Here is a 22,083-nt window from a genome sequence, read left to right on the forward strand (position 1 = left end):
AGTCGACTTCGAGATCCCGAAGCACGGCGGCAACGCCCGCCAGGCACACCCGCTCACCAGCACGTAGACGATGGCCGCAAACAGGGTCTCATCAGACGTGTCCTGCGTCCCGCCGCCCTGCGGCCGCACCCTCGACGGCGGGATCAACGGCTTCACGATCTCCCACAGCCCGTCCGGAACAATCCAACTCCACGCATCCCGCCCCATGAACAGCTCAACGAGCGATCACCACACAGGACACGGTCTTAGTGATGATGTCGGTGCCAGGGAGGGTGGCTGTCGCACCGGGTTCGCTGACCGAGTCGGGAGCAGCGCACTGCTGCTGTACAGCTCGTACTGGTACCGCTGGGTCCGCTCCAGGTCGCGTCGTTGCTCCGGATCAGCGTCGGGCAGGGTGAGAAGCCGTATCTCAACCGATCATGGAACGTGCGGGTCGAACAGGTTTCCCGCCGGGGTGATCTTCCCGCGGTACGCGCATGAAGACAGGGCCTCTTGGTAGCTCGGGGATGCGAATCTAACCGAGCAGTGCCGGGAGGCCCTGGTGTCGCTGTTGTACGCTTCCGAACCCGTTCAGTTCAACTCGGCTGCTCCATCGTGTGATTGCCTCGCGCACGTGTACGGCAACGCGGCCGACCATCCGGACCGGGTGCGCCGGTATCCGTCGGACATGACGGACGCGGAGTGGGCGTCCGTCCGGCCTTTGCTGCCGGTGCCGGCCCGGCTCCAACGGCCGGGGCGGGCAGCCCGAGAGCTACTGCCACCGGCAGATGCTGGACGCGATCCGTTACCTGGTCGCGGGCGGGATCTCGTGGCGGGCGATGCCCACGGACTTTCCGGCCTGGGGCCGGGCCTACGCCTTCTTCCGCCGCTGGCGCGAGCACGGGCTGATCACCGAGTTCCACGACCGGCTGCGCGGGAAGGTCCGTGAACGCGAGGGCCGTGAGGCAGAGCCCACGGCGGGGATCATCGACGCGCAGTCGGTGAAGGCCGCCGCGACGGTGCCGGCCACCTCACGCGGCTACGACGGCGGGAAGAAAGTGGGCGGCCACAAGCGCCACATCGTGACCGACACGCTCGGCCTGCTCCTGGTCGTCGCGGTCACCGCCGCGAACATCGGCGACCGGGACGCCGCCGTGGGCCTGCTGACCCGGCTGCACCATGACATCTGCCTGCTCTGGGCCGACGGCGGTTACACCGGCGGCCTGGTCGACTGGTGCCGGCAGAAACTCGCGCTCACCCTGGAGGTCGTCAAGCGCACCGACGACATGGAGGGGTTCGTGGTGCTGCCCAGGCGCTGGGTGGTGGAGCGCACGTTCGCGTGGCTGATGCATTCGCGCCGACTGGCCCGGGACTACGAGACCTTGCCCGCCACCAGCGAGGCGATGATCCGGTGGTCGATGGTCACGCGGATGACCCGGCGCCTGGCGCGGCCACGGGCCGCCGGCCGGCGCTGAACATCCCCGACGTCTCCTGCACGAGCCACCCGCGCTCCGCCAGGCGCCTGGCCTTCGAGCGCACCCCCTCGACCTTCGCCGGCGTCGTCCCAAGGCCCAGTTCCACGGTGATCTCCTTGGCCTTCAGCGGCCCTTGGCCCGCCGACTGCCGCTTCTCCAGCACGCCCAGGATCCGCTGGTAGTCCGGCACCAGCACCGTCACCGGCAATCCTTCGCGCCAAGGTGGCACGATCGAGCCCGGCACCGGCGCGGACGAGGGCGCGGTGCCCTGCTCCGCCCCGGCCCCGGTCACGACGGTGGTCTCGGCAGCCGGGGCTGCAACAGGCACCTCGACAGCTTCGTCGGTCGGCGGAACTACCCGAGCATGCCCGTTGACCATGCTGTCGCACCGGGAAACTCCAAGATCCCCGACAGAGTCAAGCTCAGGGTGTACGGACCGGAGCGCCCAGCCGGTAGCCGTCGTCGGTGGAGAACGCGGCGGCGACGGCGAAGCGATCCGCTCGGACGAGCGTTTGCCGCCACTCGACCTGGCGTAGGCCGGTGTCGTGACCGAGCCTGTCGATCGCGAACAGCGCGGTGGACTCGGGGCAGTGGAGCAGGGTGCGCTCTCCGCGGCCGGGCGTGACGGCCCGAATTCGCTCCCAGCCGCCGCTGATGCGAGTGCCGCAGTGGCGTTCGAGCTCATCGTAGAGCGAGGTGTGGGTGAAGTCGACGTCCAGGAGCGGGCGGGCGACGTCCGCAGGAAGCCACACGCGATCGACGGCGAGCGGCTCCTCGTCGGCGAGACGGAGACGTTCGAGGTAGACGAGCGGTGTGGATTCCTCAAGTCCCAGACGGGCAGCAATGACACCGTCAGCGCGCTGGTCGAGCACACGTACGACGCTGCGCTGGACGGCGCCGACCTCCTCGACAGAACGGAAAAGGCTGTAGGCCTCACCGACCTTCTGCTCCAGCGGGCGGCTGGCAGTGAACCGGGAGACCTTGCCGCGCCGGGCGGTGACGAGGCCCTCCGCACGCAGCTGACGGAGGGCCTCGCGGACCGTGTGCCGACTGACCTGGTATTCGGCGACGAGGTCGTGCTCGCCGGGGAAGACGCCGCGGAACTCGCCGTCTTCAAGACGGCGCAGCAGGTCGGCGCGCAGCTGTGCCCATAGCGGCTTGCCCGCGGATCGGGTGAGGGAACGGGGGCCGGGTCGGGAGGTCACCGGTGCCCTCCTGGGGCTCGGGGGTCGGACGGATGCTACTGACACAAAGTGAATGTTCGTACATTTGCAGGGGTGGTGCAAACCCGCGCTCACCGGCTCCTCGGACAAAGACGCGTCGACCTGGCCCGCAGGGGTGGCGGCCCGATGTGTCCGGCACCCGCACCGCCGGGCGGGTGCCGGACACCAAAGGCCGCGCGACGGGCTCGAATGCCCCTCGCTCAAGCGGCAGCCGATCAGCAGTAACCGTCACCCGCCGCGGCACCAGCCGCGACCCTGCGGGAAACCTCAGACGAACACGTCGAGGAGCATGAACACGGCCATCGCGAGCAACAGGGCGGCGAAAGCCCGCTGCAGGGCGGCACCGGAGAGCTTGGCTACCAGCCGCTTGCCGTCCCAGGCGCCGAGGATGGCGGCGCCCACGAACGGACCGAAGATCGCGAGGTCGAGGGATATTCCTCCGGCCGCCAGGCGGGTGGCGAGGGACACGACCGAGTTGATGAGGATGACCACAAGGCTGGTGCCAACGGCCTTCCGCATCGGCAGGCGGAGCACCGATACCAAGGCGGGTACGGCTAGGAAGCCGCCGCCGACGCCCAGCAACCCGGTCACCGCACCCAGGCCGGCCCCGGCCGTGGCGATGCGCAGGAACCCGGCCCGGCCGGCGGACCTCCCATGGCCGTCGGTGGCGTCAGCGCCACCCGCCTCTTCCGGTGCGGGACCGTCCGCACGCTGTGCGGCTGCGCTGGTCCCGCCGGCCGTTCGGGGTGCCGCCCGGACGGCGGTCGCGTCCGCAAGCCCGGGCCGGCCGGAGTGGGACGCGACGGTCCCCACGGCCGGCCCGGGTGCGGTGGCCTGCGAGACGGCCGTCCCGGAAGCGGCGGCCTGGCGCGTCCCGTGCGCTGCGCGCAGACCGCGCAGCATCACCGCGACGGCGAGAGCGGCCAGGACAGCGAACGCGGTGGTTAGCACGGCCTGCGGGATGCGGTGGGCGAACAGGGACGCCCCGATGGCGGGTGCCACGCCGGCCGCGGCGAACAGGGCGCCGGTCCGCCAGCGGATGTTGCCGGTGCCGACATGGCGGGCGAGGGCGGTGACGGAGGTGACGGTGACGACGACCAGACTGGTGGTCCCGGCGTCGGCGGGTGCGACGCCCAGGACATACACCAGGGCCGGGACCGCGAGCACACCCCCGCCACCGCCGAGCGCGCCGAGAGCCAGGCCGACCACGCCTCCGCAGAGCAGGGAGAGGATGAGCTCGCTCACGCCGGGACGCCACCCGGGGCCGTGCCGGCGGGGTGCGCGACCTCACCGCGCCAGGCGGAGAAGCCGCCGCGTAGGTCGGTGGCCTCGAAGCCGCGGGCGCGCAGTACGGACGCGGCCACCGACGAGCGGTTGCCGCTCGCGCAGAACACGGTCAGCGGCTGGTCGGTCGGCAGCTCGCTGAGGCGGCCGACCAGTTCGGGCAGCGGGATGAGGCGGGCGCCGGGGATGGTGCCGCTTTCATGCACCTCGCCCCGGCCGCGCACGTCCACCAGCTCGAAGTCGTCCGCTTCCTTGGCGAGCCGGTCATCGAGGCCGGTGGCTTCCACGCGCACGGCGGCGGTCAGGTATTCGGCGCCGACGGCGTCAACCGGGGTTGTCAAGGCGCCGAGGACGTGGTCGAAGCCGATGCGGGCGAGACGGTTGCGGGCCTCACGCGCGGTGGCCGGGTCGCCGCACAGGATGATGCTGTCCTGGGCGTCGAGCACCTCGCCGGCGAGCTCGGCGAAGCGTCCGCCGAGGGGGACGTTGACCGCGCCGGGCAGGTGAGCGGAGGCGAACGACTCCGGGTCCCGCGTGTCCAGGACGATGGCGCCGTGCGCCCGGGCGTCGAGGAAGGCGTCCGGGGTGAGGGGGACAACGGGGGTGTTTTCGTCCAGGACTGGACGGGTCTGGCGGTTGCGCACGGATGTGAACGCGAAGTAGGCGGGCGCGGCAGGCTGGCCTTCGGTCACAACGGAGACGAACTCGTCCTCAGTCATGTCGGCCAGGGCGTAGTTGCCCAGGCGCTGGTTGCCGATCGTGCAGCTCAGCTCGGTCGAGAGGTTCTTGCCACAAGCCGAGCCAGCTCCGTGCGCCGGGTAGACACGTGTGTCGTCGGGGAGGGTGAGCAGGCGCTCGCGGGTGGATTGGTACAGGGCGCGGGCCATGCCCTCGGCGGACCGGCCGCGGGCGCTGAGCAGGTCGGGACGGCCGACGTCGCCGATGAACAGCGTGTCGCCGGTGAGGACGCCGTAGGGGATGGCGTCGCCTGCATGTTCGCGTACGACGACGCAGATCGACTCGGGGGTGTGGCCCGGGGTGTGCAGGATCTCCAGGTCGACCTCGCCGAGGCTGAGGTGCTCGCCGTCGTCCAGGGGGTCGGTGTCGAAGTCGAGCGTGCCAGCGGAGCCATAGGAGATGAGGGCGCCGGTGCGCTCGGCCAGCTCCAGGTGACCGGAGAGGAAGTCGGCGTGGATGTGGGTCTCGAGGACCCGCTCTATGGTCAGGCCGTGACGCTCGGCGGTGGAGATGTAGTCGTTGACGTCGCGCTGTGGGTCGACCACGACGGCCCGGCCGGTGGTGCGGTCGCCGACGAGGTACGAGGCGTGGGAGAGGCAGTCGAGGTAGAACTGCACGAAGACCAGCGGTCCGGTGTGGTTCGTCATGACGGGCTCCTGAGGATGAGCGGTGATGGTGCGCCGGGGCAGCATCGGGCCCGGGGCGCGGGTGGAGGGTCGGTGGGGCCGCGCGTCATGGATGCGGCGCGGCGACGGCCAGGTGGCCGGGGGCAGGGTGGCGATGTACGCCGGGGCCGGGACCGCGGGTGCGATCCGCCGGGTCTCCGGTCGGTGCGGCGGTCGGGTTCCCGCTTTCCGGTTTCGGATCAGGCGAGCCCGCGGAGCATGAGGTTCCAGTAGAGGAACGGCAGGCCGCGCCGCTTGAGGTACCACATGTCGGTGCGTTCGCGGATGGTGTCGATCACCGGGATCGACGGGGTGGGCTGACCGCTGTAGTCGAACTCGGCGAGCAGCATCTTGTTGCGGGCCGTGGTCAGCGGGCATGAGGAGTAGCCGTGGTAGGCGGCCGTGGGTTCCCGGCCGTTCATCGCGGCGAGGAGGTTCTCGACGACCACGGGCGCCTGCTTGCGCACGGCGGCGCCGGTCTTGGAGTTCGGGGACGATCCGACGTCTCCGAGGGCCCAGACGTTGGGGTACCTGACATGCCGCATGGTGTGCTTGTCGATCTCGACGTAGCCAGCCGGGTCGTCGGCTCCGGCGAGCGGGCTGCGCTTGATCCAGTCAGGGGCGCTCTGCGGTGGGACGAGGTGGGCCATGTCGTACGGCAGGGTCTTCGTGCCCCCGGTGCCCAGGTCGGTGACGACCACCTCGCGGGCCTCGGGGCGCACCTCGGTGACCTCGCTGCCGTAGTGGACGTTGATGCCGTACCGGCGGACCACGTCGTCGAGCACACGCGCGAACTCCGGAACGCCGAAGATGGCGGCACCGGGTATCACGAGGTGGACGCCGATCCTGTCGAGGACGCCCTGTTCCCGCCAGTAGTCGGCGGCGAGGTACGCGATCTTCTGCGGGGCGCCGCCGCACTTGATGGCGCCCGTCGGCATGCTGAACACCGCGCTGCCCGAGCGGGTCCCGCGGATGAAGCGCCAGGTCGCGGGAGCAGCGTGCGGCAGGTAGTTACTCGACAGGCCGTCCTTGCCGAGCCCGGCCTCCAGGCCCGGCACTCGATCCCAGTCCAGCTTGATGCCGGGGCAGACCACCAAGTGGTCGTAGGAGACGGTGCCGCCTTCGTCCAGCGTCACCTCCTGGGCTTCGGGGTCGATGGAGACCGCGGCGCGGCGGATCCACCGCACGCCCTTCGGCATCACGGTCTCCTGCGGGCGGATGCTCTCCTTCAGCGGCGCTCGTCCGCCGCCGACCAGCGTCCACAACGGTTGGTAGTAGTGATACAGGCTTGGGTCGAGCACTGCGACGTCCTTTTCACCGGCGCGGCGGAGCCGAGCCGCGACCGAGATACCTGCGGTCCCGCCGCCGATGATCACGGTCCGGTGGTGCTGTTTGGTCACCAAGGGAACCCCCCGATCATATGTACGTACATTCAAGGTAGGCGGCGTGACTCCGGCGCGCAAGCCACCTGCGCAAACCCCAAAGCAATTGTACGTACATTTATCTTGTGCTCGCTGCGCGCCTGTCCACCTCGGCGTGGCCGGATCGGCCTTCTCTCACGGGCGCAGGGCGACCACCGCGCGACGGCGTCGTTGAGCACGACGTCGCGTGCATGAACATCCGATCCCCGCGCGGGTACGCGAGCAAGCCCCGGACGTGTCGGTCCGGGTGTGACTGAGCGCTTCAGGTGGCGGGTGAGCGGCTGAGCTGGCGGGGCTGAATGTCTGAGTTGGCGGATATCCAGCCATCGCGTCCCTTCGCTGCAGGTAGGCAACTGCGGCGAAAGGACGGCCGGCCGTAGGGTGCATCGGTCCAATGGGGTTGCATGTCAGGTCGGCTGGCCGCGCGTGAGCGCCCCCGTAACAGGCGCCTTCTATGTTGAAGCCCCGCCATCTTGAAGTGGCTGGTCAGGGGTCTGGTGTGACTCCGTCTTGGGGTGCTCGTGCTGGTCGTGGGCGGCAGTCTGCGGGGTAGATCGTCTGGCAGGGCGGTTCTGCGGATTCCCGCCCGCGGTCGCCGGTGCCGCTCCAACGATCCGGCGCATGACGGACCCCGAGGTGCTGGAGCGTCCCGGCCCGGCCGCACCCACGACATCACCGCCGCCCGCCGCGACCACATCCCGGCCCACCTGCGCGCCGTCGGCCTCGGTGCCCTGGCCGACCTGGGCTTCCTCGGCCTGGACGACGATCCGGACGACCCGGTGGTCGTCACCGGCTTCAAAGCCACCCGCGCCCGCAAGCTCACCCCCGCCGAGAAGGAAGCCAACCGAGTCCTCGCCGCCGGACGCGCCCCCGTCGAGCACGACTTCGCCCATCTGAAGAACTGGCGGATCCTCACCAAGCTCCGCACCGACCCCGCCCGCGCCACCCACCTGTTTCGCGCGCTGCTCGTCCTGACGAACATCGAGGCCACCACCGACAATTGATCTCTACCGCAGGTAGCCCACGATCAGCACATGCCCCGGAACAGCGTCACCGGGCCGGAATCGGCTGAGTGAGGTTCACCGGGTTGCCGTCGGGGTCCTGGATGTGGGCGACGCGCTGTCCCCACGGCATGTCGTTGGGGCCGCCGCGGACCGAGCCGCCCAGCGCCTCCACCCGGCCGAGCGTCTCGTCGACGTCGTCGACACCGATACTGAGCAGGATCCGCGACGCCGCCCCGGTCCCCGGGTTCGCCTTGGCCACCAGCCCGAGGTCGGTGTCGCCGATGCGCAAGCCGAGGTAGAAGGCCGGGCCTTCCGCCGGTACCCGGAAGATCTCCTCAGCGCCGAACAATTTCGTATAGAAACCGAGCAGAACGTCCTGGTCGGCAGTAATGATCACTGGCTGGATAGTGGACATGGCACTCCTGTCGAGAACGGTCGTGTCGCTGGGTAGACCGTTCGAGGGCGGTGAACTCATCGGCAAAACCAACCCGCCGGACGATCTACAACACAGACTGCCGCCCACGACCAACACGCACCCCGAAACGAGGTCACGCCACCCCGCTGACCAGCCACTTCAAGATGGCGGAGCTTCAATGAATTCGCGAAAGCCGGCAAATGGCTGTGGCTCCTGCCGGTCCGCGCCCTCGATGCGGGCTGGCGCCTCATCAAGACGGCCGTGGAAGCCGGACAGCTCGGACCGGGAGCCAAGGTCGCCACGCTGGGCAGCGACTTCGACGGCGATCCCACACGCCGACCCGTGATCATCTACACCGCCAACTACCACGACGAACAGGACGTACAGCGCGTCCTGCTCGCCCTCCGGTCACTCGGCGTCCGCGACGCTCTGGCCTACAAAACCGACGAGGCCACCGCGCGCGGAGAATACGGAGACGGAACCAGCATCTACACCAGCCCCGCCGGAACCGCCAAAATCATCCGGCGCGACCGTCAGACCCGCCCGGCCGCACAACGCCCGCGGGCACCGCACATCCGACCGACAGCAGGCGCAGGATGAAGGCCCACCCGGCCCACACGCCCTCGGGGCCAAGACCGGCGGGCGCGGAGCCCGCCCGGCCGCTCCCGGCTTGACGACTCCGACGGCCCCGTGGCAGACCACGGCTCAGGGACGATGTCCACTGCGCCAAGAAGCGGCAAAGCTCGCACGTAGCCGTAGCCACCCGCTTTGACCAGCTAGTCAGCCACTCCCGCGCTGCGGGGGAACCTCAGTTGGCCTAGATCGGCGGTCCGTGGGTGGGGAATCTCAGGGAGCAGGTTCGTCCCACCCGCGAGCGCCGGGTGGGGAGATTCAAGGCTCTGCCCGGAGTTCCGTGAGCCCTCTTTTCGCTCAGCCCTGGCCACGGCGGAACCAGGTTGGATGCCCCGTGCGCCCATTCGAGGGCCTTGCGGACGTACTGCGAGCCGGAGGCGGCGTGGAGGGCATGTATTCGGAGCGAGGCGACCTTGGGATCCGTGAGGAGATCAGCTATGTACGCAGTCGTTCGGCGGTACGAAGGGGTAACTGATCCTGCCGAGGCGGCACGCCGAGTGGGGGACGGATTCGTGCCCCTTCTGCGCCAAGTCCCCGGTTTCGTGGCCTACTACTGGGTCGACGCCGGAGATGGAGTGATGCTCTCCACCAGCGTCTACGAAGACCAAGCAGGGGCCGACGAGTCAGTCAGGAGGGCGGCGGACTTCGTACGGGACAACCTCGAGTCGCTGCTCCCCCACCCTCCTCAGGTCACAGCCGGCCCGGTGGTGGCTGGTGGGTAGCGACCTCCGCGGCGGCGCCGGGCCCGCCATCACAAGGGCCCGGTAAGCATCCTCACCGACCAACCCCTCACCGACGAGCGGCTCGGCTACCTCGCCGACGTCCTCCGCGTCACCCGGGCCGCCACCCCGTCCTCCCGAGTGAAGGGCATCGCCCTCCCCCACCTCCTGCGTGGCAGCTCCGAGCAGCACCCGTCCATCCAGCTCGCCGACCTCCTCGCCGGCGCCACCGCCGCTGTCGCGGAACGCCACGCCGGCACCAGCAGCCCAGCAGCCGACGACCTGCTGCACGTCATCGTGCCACTCGTCGAGAACGAATCACTGCTCCCCTACAACAGCGCCGCCACCCTCGCCCGCCCCGGCGCAGCCTCCCACTGAACCGCAGCAGGCCACGGCCCCGCCAGACACTGCATGCGTCCACGGGCACGCATGCGCGCAGCGAGCGGTGGACAACGCGCGGCCGAGGCGGTCAGTGCGCGGGGAGATTCCAAAGAGCGGTGAGGGCTCCCGCTACGACAAGGGAGGCGGTGTGGACATCCCGCCGCAGCCCGGCCCAGCCGGTCTCCACGGCGTCCAGACGGGTCGCTGCGGCCTGGGTGAGATCCGCCCTGGCCGGGTGGCTTCCACCGGCTTCAGAGCTGCCCTCACCTGGCGCCTCACTCCAGCGGAGCCATTGCTCTGGGCCTAAAGTGATACCACTGGTATCATCGGTACCATGTCAGAACCGAAAGCCATGAGCCTACGCTTCCCCGACCCCCAGCAGCGGGCCGCGATCGCCGCCGCAGCCGCGCAGGAAGGAGTGAGCCTGCAGGAGTACATCCTCTCCGCGGCCTACGCCCGCGCGACCGCCGTGGAGCAGCGGTTCCTGGACGGCTTCAAGGAGTCGATGACACGCAGCGGCGCCGCGTTCACCGCCGAACCCAGCAGCACCGACCCCTCCCCGGAGCAGCGAGCCGCCGAGCAGCAGGCCCGTGCCGATTTTCAGCAGCAGGAGCGGGGCCAGGCCGCGTGACCCAGCCCGAACCGCTGCACCCGCTCGACATCACCTTCCTGCTGCACGCCGCCGAGCTCCTCGACGGCGACCCGCAGGTCGACGACCTCGGACCGCTGTACGCGGCCGTCGCGCGGGTCAACGCCAGCGCCATGGAACGCGACGTCTACGGCTCCGTGCACCTCAAGGCCGCCGCACTGTTGCAGACCCTGTCAAAACTCCCCTGCCTTGGGCACTCGGGCGAGGCCTTTGCCTGGCACTCGACCGAGGCGTACCTCGCTCTGAACGGACACCGGCTCGACTACCCGCCCAAGGCGGCCGTCGCCCTCGTGCGCGACGCCGCCGCAGGGACGCTGGGCGTCGCCCGCCTCGCCCGTCAGCTGCGCGACTGGACCATCAACTGACCTGCCCGCAGTGGTCACTAGGCAGGCAACAGTGGGAGTAGGAACGTGGGGCGTTTTGGCTCGCGCAGCCGACGTAAGGGCATACCGAACGAGTCGGCACTGCTGGCTGCGGCTGCTGAGAATCCAGGTGGCAGCGTCGCCGAGATCGATCCGACGTATATCGACGACCCGAACGGCTACGTACCTCCCGAGGCAATCCGCGGTGCGTGGTTGGTGGACAGCAGCGGGAAACTGACAGGTGAGTACCAGGAGAATCCCCGTCACGGGGTACCACAGGACGACTTCAGCAAGCTCACTGACCCTGATCACTGGCTTGGCTGGCTCGGCGAAGATCCCGCGACCGCCATCCGGCAGGGCATCGAGGAGTCCTTGCGCGCCCAGGTGGCAGACGCAGTGGTCGAGTGGGTCAAGATCCTTGAAACGCCCCGGTTTCTCACGGGTGGGCGTCGACATTCTGAGGACGAACACGTCATGTTGGTAACCCGCGCGGCACTCGCCGCGCCGTTTGCGTTGTCCGTGCGCACAACGCAGCACGGGCGTTCCATCCTCCTGGGGGTGTTCTCCTGGGCGGCGGTGAACCTCTCGCCACCCGAAGTCCGCAAGGATCGGCACTGGTTTGACCTGGGCGCCGGGCTGGACTGGGCTGGTGAACGGCTTCAAGAGCGGATCTACGAGATTGACGGTGAGGACGGCACCGCCGAGCGGTAGAGCGGCAATGCCACGCCGTACCGGCGGTCAGAGCGGATACATGAAGCCGTAGGCGCCCTTGACGGGGAGGAGGTGTCCAAACCCTCAACTGGCGGGCGAATCCGGCCCCTCCGTCGTGTTCGTAGCCGCCTCACTGATCACCGCAGTGCTCAGCCTGGACGCCACGGTGGTGCTGCTGACTCCGGTGGTGTTCGCCACCGCCGCCCCGCTGGGCGCCCGCGCCAAACCGCACCTCTACGCCTGCCCCCACCTGTCGAACACCGCCTCGCTGCTGCTGCCGGTCTCCAACCTGACCAACCTGCTGGCGTTCGCCGCCAGCGGCCTGAGCTTCACCCGCTTCGCCGCGTTGATGGCGCTGCCCTGGCTGGTGGCCATCGGTGCCGAGTACGTGGTGATCCGCCGCTTCTTCGCCACTAACCTGGACGCGGGTGCCGAGGCCCCGCCCGCCGACGAGCCCCGCGAACTGCCTCTGTTCGCCCTGCTCACCGTGGCGGGCACTCTGGCGGGCTTTGTCCTGACCTCGGCGGTCGGCATCAACCCGGCCTGGGCCGCGGCCGCGGGCGCGGCCGTCCTGGCGGCCCACGCCCTGGCCCAGCGCCGCACCACCCCCACGGCGATCGTCCGGGCCGCGGCCCTGCCGTTCTGCGCCTTCGTCCTGGCCCTGGGCATCGTGGTCCGGGCCGTGGTCGACAACGGCCTCGCCAGCGCGCTGGGCTACCTGGTTCCCAGCGGCACCGGTCTTCCGGCCCTCCTCGCCATCTCGGCACTGGCAGCCGTACTGGCGAACATCATCAACAACCTGCCCGCCGTCCTGGTGCTGCTCTCCCTGACCGCCCCCACCGGCCCAGGCGCCGTCCTCGCCGTCCTCCTCGGGGTCAACATCGGCCCGAACCTCACCTACGCCGGCTCCCTGGCCACCCTGCTGTGGCTGCGCATCGTGCGCGAACACAACACCGACGTAGGCCTCGGCGAGTTCACCCGGCTCGGCCTGCTCGCCGTGCCCACCGCCCTGCTGCTCGCAGTCGTGGCACTGTGGGCCTCACTCCAAACGATCGGAGGCTGAACACCATGACCGTCATCGTCTGGATCGTCGAGGGCACCTGGCCCGCCTGCGTCGACGCCGCCCGCACCCACACGTCCGCGAACGCTGACCTGGTGCTGCTCCACGTCACTGTCCACGAGGTGCCGGGCGCCGCACACGGCTCCTACGCCGGACTGCTGGGCCGCGCCCGCCCCGACCGCGACCCCGGCACGCGGGTCGAGCACCTGGCCGCCGCCTCCGCCGAACAGCTCCTGACCAGCGCGGCAGGGCGGGTGGGACGCCCGTGCATCCGGCAAGAACGCTCGGGCCGCGTCGAACGAGAAGTCGTGACCGCCGCAGAGAGCGCGGAACTGCTCGTCCTCGCCCGCGACGGCGACCGCACCCACCTCGGACCCCGCAGCCTCGGCCCCGCCAGCCGCTTCATCGTCGACCGCGCACCCTGCCCGGTCCTGCTGGTCTGGCCGGAGACCGCACCCAGCACGGCCACCATCCCGCCACCACCGCACCACCGCTAGCCGCCGCGGTATCCAGGCCGCCGCCCCGGTACGTGAAAGACACGGCGCGGAGCAGCTACGGATGCCGTACGACTACGTCATCCCCGATGACTGGGCCCGGCCGGATTCCCACTCGGGACATGGCCCGCGGACCAGCGGAGGTTCCACAAGGCGGGGCGTCTCGATCCGGGGCGGGTGAAGCAGTTGGACGGGTTGGGGATGGTGTGGTCGCACCACGTTTGCCGTGCCTCACAACTGCGCACCGGCAACGCACCCCCGGGCGATGGCCACCTGGCGCAACCTCGCCATCGGAGCCCTGCGACTGTCCGGCGCACCCAACATCGCCGCCGCCCTGCGGCACACGCCCCCGACCCGGAACGTCCGCTCGCCCTCCTTGGGCTCGCATGACCGCCACCCGCGTGGAACCGCCGGGGGAAAAGCGGTTGATCGGCTGCTTCCCCTCGTATAGCAATGCGCTGTGATACATGGCGAAAAGATCGGGCTGCGTGCCCGGCACGAGAGCGACATCCCAGTTCTCCAGTCCGAGCTGTACGACGATGTGGCCACACGGTCACGCGCCGACTCCCGCCCGTGGCGGCCCATCCCGCCAGGCTCGGGGCAGTCGCCCTACGCAGTGGCTGAGCCGTCGGACGAGGCGGCCTGCTTCTCCGTAGTGGAGCTGGAGTCGCAGGAGCTGGTCGGCGAGGCCCTGCTATGGGGCATCGACACGCACAGCAGGACGGCTCACATCGGGATCTCCCTGCGACCCGCATTCCGCGGCCGCGGGCTCGGCGTCGATGTCCTGCAGGCGCTGTGCGAATACGGATTCGCCGTACGTGGACTGCAGCGCCTGCAGATTGAGACCCTCACGGACAACACCCCAATGATCGCAGCGGCAACCAGGGCGGGGTTCACGCGAGAGGGAACGCTGCGGCACTCCGCCTGGGTGTACGGCGCATACGCAGACGAGGCCATCCTTGGCCTCCTCGCGAACGATTGGACGCCCCGGGCATGAACAGCCGGAACTTCCGCTTGTAGTCCCGCTCGGTCTTGCCGAGCACACCGTCGCTGAGCTTGTCGTTTATGGACCGGGCTCGAACGCGGCTCGAACTTGATCGGTGTTTTCGCAGTTCAGCGGACATGGAAGCGGCCTTCGTCTGATCCTGTGCTCCGTCACAGAGTGGATCAGCGCGAAGGCCGTGGTCGTGAATTTGGTGCATCAGGGAGTCCCGCGGGATGCGTTCGCGGAAGTGTCACACTTCCGGTCGGAGCTGTACGCGTGCATGACCGTGCGGGGCGACGCGTTGTTCGAGTTATGCGACGCACTGTTGTGCACGGACGGGCCGGTACGGACGCTGGTCGATCTCGCGCTCGCGCCTGAACACCGCCGCGGTCACGGAGCTCTGTACGGCGGGCTCAACCAGGGACGGATCGACGTTTGGCGGCTGCGTCGCGCGCTGGCCGGGGTGCCGTTGCCGAGGGCTGCGGACGGAAGGCTGGTGCTGGCCGTGGACGTCTCGCCATGGCTTCGACCGGATGCCAACACCTGTGCCGACCGGACCTTCTGCCACACCTTCGGCAGGGGCGAGGGCAAGCACCAGATGGTGCCGGGATGGCCGTACTCGGTCGTGGCCGCGCTGGAGACCGGCCGCACGTCCTGGACGGCGGTGCTGGATGCGGTCCGCCTGGAGCCCGGCGCCGATGTTGCCGCAGTGACCGCGTTGCAGATCCGCGAGGTCGTCGAGCGGCTCGTCGCTGCCAGCCAGTGGAAACCAGGTGACCCGGAGGTCCTGGTCGTGCTGGACGCCGGATACGACACCCCGCGCATCGCCCATCTGCTGGCAGGGTTACCGGTCGAGATCCTCGGCCGGCTCCGGTCCGACCGCGTGACGCGTCGGGCGGCACCGCCACGGGTCTACGACCCCAAGGGTGGCCGACCGCCCAAGCACGGCGGCGAGTTCGTCTTCGGCGATCCCAGTACCTGGGGCGGGAGCGTGAAACCGGGCAGTGCCGGCCGCTTGTTGATCTGACCGGCCGTGTCGGGTGTCGCGCCCAGGTTCTTGTTGGCGAGCAGGGGCCAGATGCTGCGGGCCTCGCCTCCGGAGACGTACATGACGTATCCCTGTGCCGGGCCGGCGTGCCCGCCCAGTTCGTAGAGGGCGCGGTCGATGTGGCGGGGCAGGAGTTCGTCGCGGCGTCGGCCTTCGGGCAGTGGCCGGGCCCGGAAGTGGTAGTTGGCGGTGGCGTAGTCGAGCCAGGTGCCAGGTCCGGCGTGTTCGGCGGGGAGGTAGGCGAGTGTTCGCCAGTACGGGCCGTGGGGGACGAGGGCGACCAGGGTCCACATCAGTTTCGGCTCGTCGGTGGCGATGCGCCGATCACCGCGCTGCTGGCGCAGGTGGAGTCCGACGTGGACGAGGGGTTCCTTGAGGCCGTTGGGGCCGGATCGGAGGGCTTTGGTCAGTTGTGGGTGCACGAGGCCGGCCACGCGGGACAGGTCGGCGATGGCCATGTGGCCGCGGTGGTGTCCTTGGAGTTCAAGGCCCAGGAGTTCGAGATCGGTGGTGAGCTCGCGTTCCTTCTTGCGGGGGTTGCGGCGTCCGGGCTTGTACAGGGTGAGAAATTGCGCGAGGACACGGTGACGGGCGAGTTCGCCGTTGACTCGGTGCTTGGCATCCAGGGTGTCGGGGTTCACGACGGTGGAGCCGGTCTTCTTCGAGGCGCGTCGCTGGCGTGCCCAGGCTTTGGGGTCGTACTCGGTTTCGCACAGGGCGAGCAGGCGAGTGTCCTCGGGGGCGTCGAGACCGTGGAGTTGCCTGACGAGGGCGGGGCGCTGGTCGTGGTGCTCGCCGTGGGCCAGCAGCTCCGGTGCCGACTGGAACAGGACCTCGACGTGCTCGTTGAGGGAGGCGGGCTTGTTCTCGCCGATGCCGGTGGCGGCGAGGTCGGGGCGGTTGAAGTGGTAGGCCAGCAGCAACTGCATGCGTGTGCGCATGGCCTGGCTCTTGTAGAGGGCGAGGATGCGCAGTTTCCGGCATCCGGATGCTGCGATGATCTGCGGCAGGTTCTCGTCGTCCCACAGGACCGCGTCACGGCCTTCGACGGTGGTACGGCCGTGGCCGAAGGGGCGGCGGCCGGCGACCTGTACGCACTTGACCAGGGGCTGGTCGAGGACGGCGCTGACGTACCGGGCGAGTTCCCGTTGGCTGTACATGCCCACGCCCCTGCCGACCGGGTAGCTCACGGCGAAGGGTACGAGGGCGCGGAGCTTGCCGGGGGGGGGCCGCTCAGGTCGAGGGCGCTGGGTGCGAGGAACTCGTCGTGTTTGTCGCGGGGGAAGACGTGTTCGCCGTGCAGGCGGGTCCAGGGCCAGGCGGGTGGTGTGGTTGAGGTGGGTGTGGTCGCCGTATCCGCCGAGCTCGAGGTTGAGGAGGGGGCCTTTGGCGTCGCGGGGCTCGAACCAGGCCGCGCGGGCGTTGCGCAGGGTGTTGCTCAACCGGGAGACGGAGGGTTGCACTACGGCCACAGGGTGGGGCAGGCCGGGGTGGGACTTCATCATGACGTCGAGCCGGAGGGTGGCATATCTGGTGGCCGTCTTCCAGGTGTTGTCGGTGTCTTCCTCGTCGTCGGCGACGATGTCGTCGCGGGCTTCTCCGCGGGCGGCGAGCCAGGTGTTGTCCCAAAGCAGTTCGCGGTCCCAAACCTGGAGGCAGTTGGCGAGATCGCGGCGGAAGGTGATGGTTTTGCCGTCGATCGTCCACGTCTCACCGGAGAGTTTCTCAGCGATGATCCAGCCGGCCGCAGTCCATACCCAGCCGAGGGCGTCGATACAGGCCGTGGTGCGGGTGATCTGGTCCCACAGCTGGACTTTTTCGGGGGCGGTCCCGGCGATGAGGTCGGCGATCTGGCTCGGGTGCTGGAAGGTGAAGCAGTCGGCCGGGGTCTGCAGCAGCGCCTGTTCCCAGAGGGTGATGGCGGCGTGCAGGTCTTCGCGGTCGATGGGCCGGGTGGTGGCGAGGAACTTCGGCGGGTCGGTCTTGGAGGTGGGGAAGAGGGTGGCGCTGGTGTAGCCGATGGCGCGCAGGACGGTCAGCAGGCCGCTGTAGGGGAGGTTGGCTTTGGAGCCGGTGATGCCGCAGTATTCCTCGCGCAGCTTCTTCCAGGCGATGTCGATCTTCACCTCGGGCAGGCGGTACAGCAGTACCGAGCCCAGGAGCTCTTCATCGGTGTGGCAGGCCAGCAGGGACAGCTGGGTCTGGTCCGTGGTCATCAGACACCTTCGTGATCAAGGTCTTCGCTGCGGGGCAGGGGGACGTGGGTGAGCTGGGGGATGTCGGGTGCGTGGGCGAAGTCGAGCCAGGCGGTCAGGGTGGTGCCGTAGATGCGGCGGAGGCTGGCCTGTTCGTCTTGGGTGAGGCCGTCGTAGTAGGAGCGCACGAGCGAGGGGAAGTCGGAGCCCAGCCGGGTGTCGAGGAGCGAGTTGTCGACGAGGTAGAGCTGGACGGGGGTGCCTCCGCGGCGGGCGCGGCCAGCGAGCTGGATGAGGTCGACCAGAATTCCGGCAAGGATCTCGGTCTTCAGGTAGCGGGGGAGCCTGCTGAAGCGGGGGTTGCTGCGCAGCAGGGTGTGCAGGTGTCTTCGGGCGGCCCGGCTTTGGATGGCGAGCATGCGGGCGGGGTCGGGGCCTGGGCAGGCCGCACCGATGGCGGTTGCGTTGATGCTGGCGTACATCGCCTCGGGTGAGTGGAGGTCGGCGACGGGGCGCAGGCCGACCCAGACCGAGGCCAGCGCGGAGTTCTCGGTGCCGGGGACGAGGATGTTCAGTCCGCGGGCGACCAGTGACAGGGGCGCGCAGATGACCTTGACGTGGGGGTGGGTGCGGGGCAGGTCCTCGAGTTCGTCGATGGTGATGGTCACGACGCCGGTGGGCAGGTGGATGCCGGGCGGGATGCCTGTCTTGGGGACGACAACGGCGATCCAGGACGCTTGCAGCGCGGCCGAGGCGATGCCGGCGGCGAGGAGGATGGCCTGTTTGTAGGAGTTGGAGACCACCATGGCTCTGGCCCGGTCGCGGTCGTCGATCTCCAGCTGGCGGAGGTGTTCGGAGAGCCGGGTCTGCCGCAGGCGCTCCCCGAGTTCCCGGACTTTGTCAGGTTTGTGGGCTTCGGTGATGCCTCCGATGGTGATGGGGTCCCATGCGGTGTCCGAGGCGGAGACGTTGCCGGCCAGGGCGGTGACCGCGCCGGGGGTGGCGTCGGTCATGACGTAGGCGGGCTCGGTGTGCACGTGCTCGCAGGCCGCGCGCGGGAAGAAGGCTGTCGCGGACAGTGCGAGGACGCTGCGCTCGATGCCGGCGGTGGCGAGGGCCATGGTGCCGCCGAGCTGGACGGTTCCGGTGTGGGGGTCGCCGCCGAGGGACTGGACGAAGAGTTCGCCGCCGCCCCGGTTGTCCTTGTTGACCTTGAATCCGAACAGTTGGTAGCCCAGGGGCCCGTACGGCAGGGCGGCCTTCTGTGTGAAGGATCCGAGTGCTCGTGCCAGTTCGCGGCCGGCGGTCAGCTGGGACCCGAGTCCGGCGATCACGGACTTCAGGTAGGTCAGGCTCTGGTGGAGACTACCCAGCCAGGCGCGCACGAGCAGCGCGTTGGTGACGTCCAGGTGCCGCCTTCTGGGAATCTTGAGACGTTTGAGCGCCCGGGAGATTTCCGTTTTGAGGACGGGCAGTTCGTCCTCGCTGGTGTCCCGGCTGACGGCCCGGGCGAGGATGCCAGCCAGTTCCTGGAAGTGTCGACGATCAAGTTTTTCCCCAGGTTGGGCGGTTTGAGCGTCACGTAATTCCCCATCCCGAATTCCCCTAATTGGCCATGGGTAGCGCGGAGGTCGGGATCGAGGGACCTGGTCGTCGCGGAGCTGCTCATGTTCCTCGTCCCGTGGTTCGGATGGCCGATGGGCAGCCCGGATGGCGAGGAGAACGTTCGTCGTGGTCGACATCACCGAGATCTACGTCCACTGGTACGCGGGCCGCTCGATGAGCGAGCTGGCCGCGTCGCTGGGGGTGGACCGCAAGACGGTCAGGAAGTACCTGGCGCCGGCGGAAGCGGCCGGGATCAGCCCGGGCGGGCCGCCGATGAGCGAGGCCGACTGGTCGAAGCTGATCAAGGAGTGGTTCCCGGGGCTCATCGACAGACGGCTCAGGCAGGTGACGTGGCCGGACATCGACCAGCACCGCGACTACATCAAGAGCCTGCTCGGGACGGTGACCGTCTCGACGATCCACCAGCGGCTGCATGACGAGCACAAGCTGCAGGTGTCGATCTCCTCGTTCCGTCGCTGGGTGCACGCGACGCTGCCGGACGAGGTGGCGAAGTCGCAGGTCACCGTGTTGCGCGACGAGATCGAGCCCGGTTCGGAGGCTCAGATCGACTACGGCTTCCTCGGGCAGTGGATCGATCCGCGGACCGGGAAACGCCACCGGGTCTGGGCGTTCGTGATGGTGCTGCCGTGCTCGCGGCACATGTTCGTCCGGCCGGTGGTGCACCTGGACCAGCACGCATGGACGGAAGCGCACGTCGCGGCCTTCCGCTACTTCGGCGGCGTCCCGCGCCGGCTCGTCCCGGACAACCTCAAGACCGGCGTCGACAAGCCCGACCTCTACGACCCGAAGATCAACAAAGCCTATGCGGAACTTGCCACGCACTACGGCGCGTTGGTCGATCCGGCCCGGGCGGCGAAGCCGAAGGACAAGCCACGGGTCGAACGGCCGATGCCCTATGTCCGCGACTCGTTCTGGCGAGGCCGGGAGTTCACCTCGATCGAGCACATGCAGGCCGAGGCCGTGACCTGGAGCCAGCAGGTCGCCGGCCGGCGGAAGTGCCGGCCTTTGAGCGGGGCCGCCCCGATGACCGTGTTCGACGCGCTGGAGGCGGCCGAACTGCTGCCTCTGCCGCCGACTCCGTTCATGCTGACCCGCTGGTCGACGGCCACGGTCGGACCGGACATCCACATCAAGGTCGGCCGCACCCTCTACTCGGTGCCGTGGAAGCTGATCGGCCGCAAGGTCGATGTCCGTTCCACCGCCACGATGGTCCAGGTCTTCCACAACGGCTCCCTGATCAAGACCCACACCGCCCTTGATCAGGGAAAACGCACCGACAAGAGCGACTATCCGCCGGAGAAGATCGCCTTCCAGATGCGGACGCCGGTCTGGTGCCGCAGCCAGGCGTCCGAGGTCGGCGACGCCTGCCGCGAGGTCGTCGACCAGTTGCTGGAGGTCAACGTGCTCTATCGGCTCCGCGCTGCCCAGGGGGTCCTCGGCCTGCGGAAGAAGTACGGCGAGCCGCGGCTGGAGGCCGTCTGCGTGAGGGCCATCGCGGTTGGCGACCCGTCCTACCGCACCATCAAGGGCATCCTCATCGCCGGCACCGAGACCGACCCCGAGCCCGAGATCAGCGGAGACGCCGGAGCCGCGGCCTTCCTCCACGGCCCCGCCCAGCTCTTCGCCACCGTCACGACCCCCGACGCGACGGACGACGACCACGACGACCAGGTCCACGACGAAGCCGAGGTGGAAGCCCGATGACCGTGATGGACGCCGCCCTGCGGGAGTCACTCAAGACCCTGCGACTGTCCGGCATGCTGGAAACCCTCGACGCTCGCCTCGCCCAAGCCCACGGCGGCGAACTCGGACACCTCGACTTCCTGCAGGTCCTCTGCCAGGACGAGATCACCCGCCGCGAGACCGTCGCCTTCCAACGGCGCCTGCAGCGAGCCAAGTTCGAGCAGCAGGTCACCCTGGAGGAGTTCGACTTCACCGCCTCATCGAAACTGCCCGCCGCCCAGATCCGCGACCTGGGAGCCCTGCGCTGGCTTCACGCCGGCGAGTCGGTCATCCTCTTCGGCCCCGTCGGCGTCGGCAAGACCCACATCGCCCAGGCTCTTGGCCACCTCGCCGTCCGCCAGGGCGCCCACGTCCGCTTCGCCAAGACCAGCCGCATCCTCGCCGGCGGCCACGCGGACCGCACCTGGGAGAAACGGATCCGTGAACTTGTCCGCCCCGACGTCCTCATCCTCGACGACTTCGCCATGCGACAGCTGTCCGCGGCCCAGGCCGACGACCTTTATGAACTCGTCTCCGAGCGCCAGGGACGCTCGCTGATCATCACCAGCAACAGGGCGCCCAGCGACTGGTATCCCCCTCTTCCCCAACCCCGTCGTCGCCGAGTCCCTCCTGGACCGGCTCATCAACACCAGCCACCAGGTGATCATGAACGGGCCCAGCTACCGCCCGAACAAACGGCCCAGGAACACTGCCGACAAGACCCACTAGGGTCCGCTGTCCCGGCTTCCCATGCCGACGTCTCAGGGGCACGAATTGGCTTGTCAGAGGCATCGGCTAACTTGCGGGCCATGGGAAATTCAGGCGGATCATTGACGACCCGGTCCACGGGGGAACTGCACCAGCTCATGCGGGCAGCCGGGTTCACGGGCATCGACGACACGCAGGCGTTGGCGGAGGGCTGGCAGGTCACGGACTTCGCCGACGCCGGACGGCGCAGCCTTGCGAACCTCGTCCAGCAAACGGGGACACCGGCCATCATAGTGTCCTTCCTCGACAGCGATGTGGGCTTCATCGAGGCCCTCACGCCGGACGGCAACAGCTGGGAGGGGCTGCTCAACCGCGAGATGGCGAAGAGCTACGAGATACCTCTGGAGCACTTCCCCGTCGAACCCGCCGTGGCCGGCGCACTCGCCTGGTCGGCCGCTGCCGGACTGACGCCCGACGAGGAAGCCATCCGGCAGACACTTACCGGGTCGGCCCTGTTCGCGGAAGAACTCTCCTCAGCCCTCCTGGTCGCCCTGGGACTGCCCGGCGCAACCTAGCCTCACAAGCC

The 22,083-nt window shown here is 69.1% G+C and carries 19 protein-coding genes and 4 pseudogenes; 14 read left to right on the top strand and 9 right to left on the bottom strand.

The genetic code is table 11. The annotated features are described in order from the left end of the window. Nucleotides 1-207 (bottom strand): transposase (locus ACFVT1_RS37205; RefSeq protein ID WP_389804218.1); only part of this gene is annotated, 207 nt, incomplete at its 3' end. 560 nt (nt 208-767) lie between these two features. Here ACFVT1_RS37205 and ACFVT1_RS37210 point away from each other — a divergent pair. Next, on the top strand, nt 768-1,454 hold the full coding sequence (locus ACFVT1_RS37210; protein ID WP_389804221.1) for an IS5 family transposase: 687 nt from the start codon (nt 768-770) through the stop codon (nt 1,452-1,454). Here the strand turns inward: ACFVT1_RS37210 and ACFVT1_RS37215 are convergent. From ACFVT1_RS37215 to ACFVT1_RS37235, 5 genes are all read right to left on the bottom strand, one after another. Continuing rightward, nucleotides 1,402-1,782: a hypothetical protein gene (locus ACFVT1_RS37215; protein WP_389804224.1), complete on the bottom strand. Its 381-nt coding sequence runs from the start codon at nt 1,780-1,782 to the stop codon at nt 1,402-1,404. The two genes, ACFVT1_RS37210 and ACFVT1_RS37215, sit on opposite strands and share 53 nt — an antisense overlap. Nucleotides 1,783-1,876: 94 nt before the next feature. Continuing rightward, nucleotides 1,877-2,659 (bottom strand): GntR family transcriptional regulator, encoded by a 783-nt coding sequence (locus ACFVT1_RS37220; RefSeq protein ID WP_389804227.1) that lies wholly within the window; start codon nt 2,657-2,659, stop codon nt 1,877-1,879. Nucleotides 2,660-2,944: 285 nt separating this feature from the next. Then, a complete protein-coding gene (locus tag ACFVT1_RS37225; protein WP_389804230.1) occupies nt 2,945-3,922 on the bottom strand; it encodes a TSUP family transporter in 978 nt (325 codons plus the stop codon). After that, nucleotides 3,919-5,346, bottom strand: a complete 1,428-nt coding sequence (locus ACFVT1_RS37230) for a rhodanese-like domain-containing protein (RefSeq protein WP_389804233.1) — start codon at nt 5,344-5,346, stop codon at nt 3,919-3,921. Before ACFVT1_RS37230 ends, ACFVT1_RS37225 begins: the two co-directional genes overlap by 4 nt. Before the next feature lie 218 nt (nt 5,347-5,564). Next, nucleotides 5,565-6,767 (bottom strand): FAD-dependent oxidoreductase, encoded by a 1,203-nt coding sequence (locus ACFVT1_RS37235; RefSeq protein WP_389804235.1) that lies wholly within the window; start codon nt 6,765-6,767, stop codon nt 5,565-5,567. Between the two features lie 533 nt (nt 6,768-7,300). On the opposite strand from ACFVT1_RS37235, the gene ACFVT1_RS37240 reads away from it, so the two are divergent. After that, nucleotides 7,301-7,789, top strand: a complete 489-nt coding sequence (locus tag ACFVT1_RS37240; protein ID WP_389804237.1) for a transposase family protein — start codon at nt 7,301-7,303, stop codon at nt 7,787-7,789. A gap of 46 nt (nt 7,790-7,835) precedes the next feature. On the opposite strand, the gene ACFVT1_RS37245 is transcribed toward ACFVT1_RS37240, so the two are convergent. Beyond that, entirely contained in the window at nt 7,836-8,204 is a 369-nt protein-coding gene (locus ACFVT1_RS37245) for a VOC family protein (RefSeq protein WP_389802580.1), read from the bottom strand. Between the two features lie 201 nt (nt 8,205-8,405). Between ACFVT1_RS37245 and ACFVT1_RS37250 the strand changes: the two are divergent. The 10 genes and pseudogenes from ACFVT1_RS37250 to ACFVT1_RS37295 all read left to right on the top strand — a co-directional run. Beyond that, nucleotides 8,406-8,804, top strand: a pseudogene (locus ACFVT1_RS37250) (putative phosphothreonine lyase domain-containg protein); the annotation flags it as partial. 893 nt (nt 8,805-9,697) lie between these two features. Next, nucleotides 9,698-9,934: a hypothetical protein gene (locus ACFVT1_RS37255; RefSeq protein ID WP_389804240.1), complete on the top strand. Its 237-nt coding sequence runs from the start codon at nt 9,698-9,700 to the stop codon at nt 9,932-9,934. A 337-nt stretch (nt 9,935-10,271) separates the two neighbouring features. Then, on the top strand, nt 10,272-10,568 hold the full coding sequence (locus tag ACFVT1_RS37260; RefSeq protein ID WP_389804242.1) for a DUF1778 domain-containing protein: 297 nt from the start codon (nt 10,272-10,274) through the stop codon (nt 10,566-10,568). Further along, entirely contained in the window at nt 10,565-10,951 is a 387-nt protein-coding gene (locus ACFVT1_RS37265) for a fic family toxin-antitoxin system, toxin component (RefSeq protein WP_389804245.1), read from the top strand. The genes ACFVT1_RS37260 and ACFVT1_RS37265 overlap by 4 nt, the downstream gene beginning before the upstream one ends. A 45-nt stretch (nt 10,952-10,996) precedes the next feature. Next, on the top strand, nt 10,997-11,659 hold the full coding sequence (locus ACFVT1_RS37270) for a hypothetical protein (protein ID WP_389804248.1): 663 nt from the start codon (nt 10,997-10,999) through the stop codon (nt 11,657-11,659). A gap of 112 nt (nt 11,660-11,771) precedes the next feature. After that, nucleotides 11,772-12,722, top strand: a pseudogene (locus tag ACFVT1_RS37275) (ArsB/NhaD family transporter); the annotation flags it as partial. Between the two features lie 5 nt (nt 12,723-12,727). After that, nucleotides 12,728-13,216 carry a universal stress protein gene (locus ACFVT1_RS37280; RefSeq protein ID WP_389804251.1) on the top strand — a complete coding sequence of 163 codons (489 nt, stop codon included), beginning with the start codon at nt 12,728-12,730 and terminating at the stop codon, nt 13,214-13,216. Nucleotides 13,217-13,306: 90 nt separating this feature from the next. After that, a pseudogene (locus tag ACFVT1_RS37285) lies at nt 13,307-13,369 on the top strand (hypothetical protein); the annotation flags it as partial. A gap of 304 nt (nt 13,370-13,673) precedes the next feature. Further along, entirely contained in the window at nt 13,674-14,210 is a 537-nt protein-coding gene (locus ACFVT1_RS37290) for a GNAT family N-acetyltransferase (RefSeq protein ID WP_389804254.1), read from the top strand. A gap of 268 nt (nt 14,211-14,478) precedes the next feature. Then, nucleotides 14,479-15,183 (top strand): annotated as a pseudogene (locus ACFVT1_RS37295) (transposase); the annotation flags it as partial. Here ACFVT1_RS37295 and ACFVT1_RS37300 read toward each other — a convergent pair. Next, a complete protein-coding gene (locus ACFVT1_RS37300; RefSeq protein ID WP_389804256.1) occupies nt 15,111-17,462 on the bottom strand; it encodes a pPIWI_RE module domain-containing protein in 2,352 nt (783 codons plus the stop codon). The pseudogene ACFVT1_RS37295 and the gene ACFVT1_RS37300 overlap by 73 nt on opposite strands. Continuing rightward, nucleotides 17,462-18,826 (bottom strand): hypothetical protein, encoded by a 1,365-nt coding sequence (locus ACFVT1_RS37305; RefSeq protein ID WP_389804258.1) that lies wholly within the window; start codon nt 18,824-18,826, stop codon nt 17,462-17,464. Before ACFVT1_RS37305 ends, ACFVT1_RS37300 begins: the two co-directional genes overlap by 1 nt. A gap of 346 nt (nt 18,827-19,172) precedes the next feature. Between ACFVT1_RS37305 and istA the strand changes: the two genes are divergently transcribed. Together istA and ACFVT1_RS37315 are read left to right on the top strand one after the other, a co-directional pair. Beyond that, nucleotides 19,173-20,771 (top strand): IS21 family transposase, encoded by a 1,599-nt coding sequence (gene istA, locus ACFVT1_RS37310; RefSeq protein WP_389804261.1) that lies wholly within the window; start codon nt 19,173-19,175, stop codon nt 20,769-20,771. Then, the gene (locus ACFVT1_RS37315) at nt 20,768-22,072 is read left to right on the top strand and encodes an ATP-binding protein (protein WP_389804263.1); all 1,305 of its coding nucleotides are present in this window, start codon (nt 20,768-20,770) and stop codon (nt 22,070-22,072) included. The genes istA and ACFVT1_RS37315 overlap by 4 nt, the downstream gene beginning before the upstream one ends. The last annotated feature ends 11 nt before the right edge of the window (nt 22,073-22,083 follow it).

Source organism: Streptomyces sp. NPDC057963 (assembly GCF_042887155.1).
Classification (GTDB): Bacteria; Actinomycetota; Actinomycetes; order Streptomycetales; family Streptomycetaceae; genus Streptomyces.

What these genes read in the sequence shown, in the direction of transcription:
- ACFVT1_RS37210 (WP_389804221.1), top strand. Translation starts at nt 768, where the DNA reads ATGCTGGACGCGATCCGTTACCTGGTCGCGGGCGGGATCTCGTGGCGG.
- ACFVT1_RS37230 (WP_389804233.1), bottom strand. Translation starts at nt 5,346, where the DNA reads ATGACGAACCACACCGGACCGCTGGTCTTCGTGCAGTTCTACCTCGAC.
- ACFVT1_RS37245 (WP_389802580.1), bottom strand. Translation starts at nt 8,204, where the DNA reads ATGTCCACTATCCAGCCAGTGATCATTACTGCCGACCAGGACGTTCTG.
- ACFVT1_RS37260 (WP_389804242.1), top strand. Translation starts at nt 10,272, where the DNA reads ATGTCAGAACCGAAAGCCATGAGCCTACGCTTCCCCGACCCCCAGCAG.
- ACFVT1_RS37280 (WP_389804251.1), top strand. Translation starts at nt 12,728, where the DNA reads ATGACCGTCATCGTCTGGATCGTCGAGGGCACCTGGCCCGCCTGCGTC.
- ACFVT1_RS37300 (WP_389804256.1), bottom strand. Translation starts at nt 17,462, where the DNA reads ATGACCACGGACCAGACCCAGCTGTCCCTGCTGGCCTGCCACACCGAT.
- ACFVT1_RS37315 (WP_389804263.1), top strand. Translation starts at nt 20,768, where the DNA reads ATGACCGTGATGGACGCCGCCCTGCGGGAGTCACTCAAGACCCTGCGA.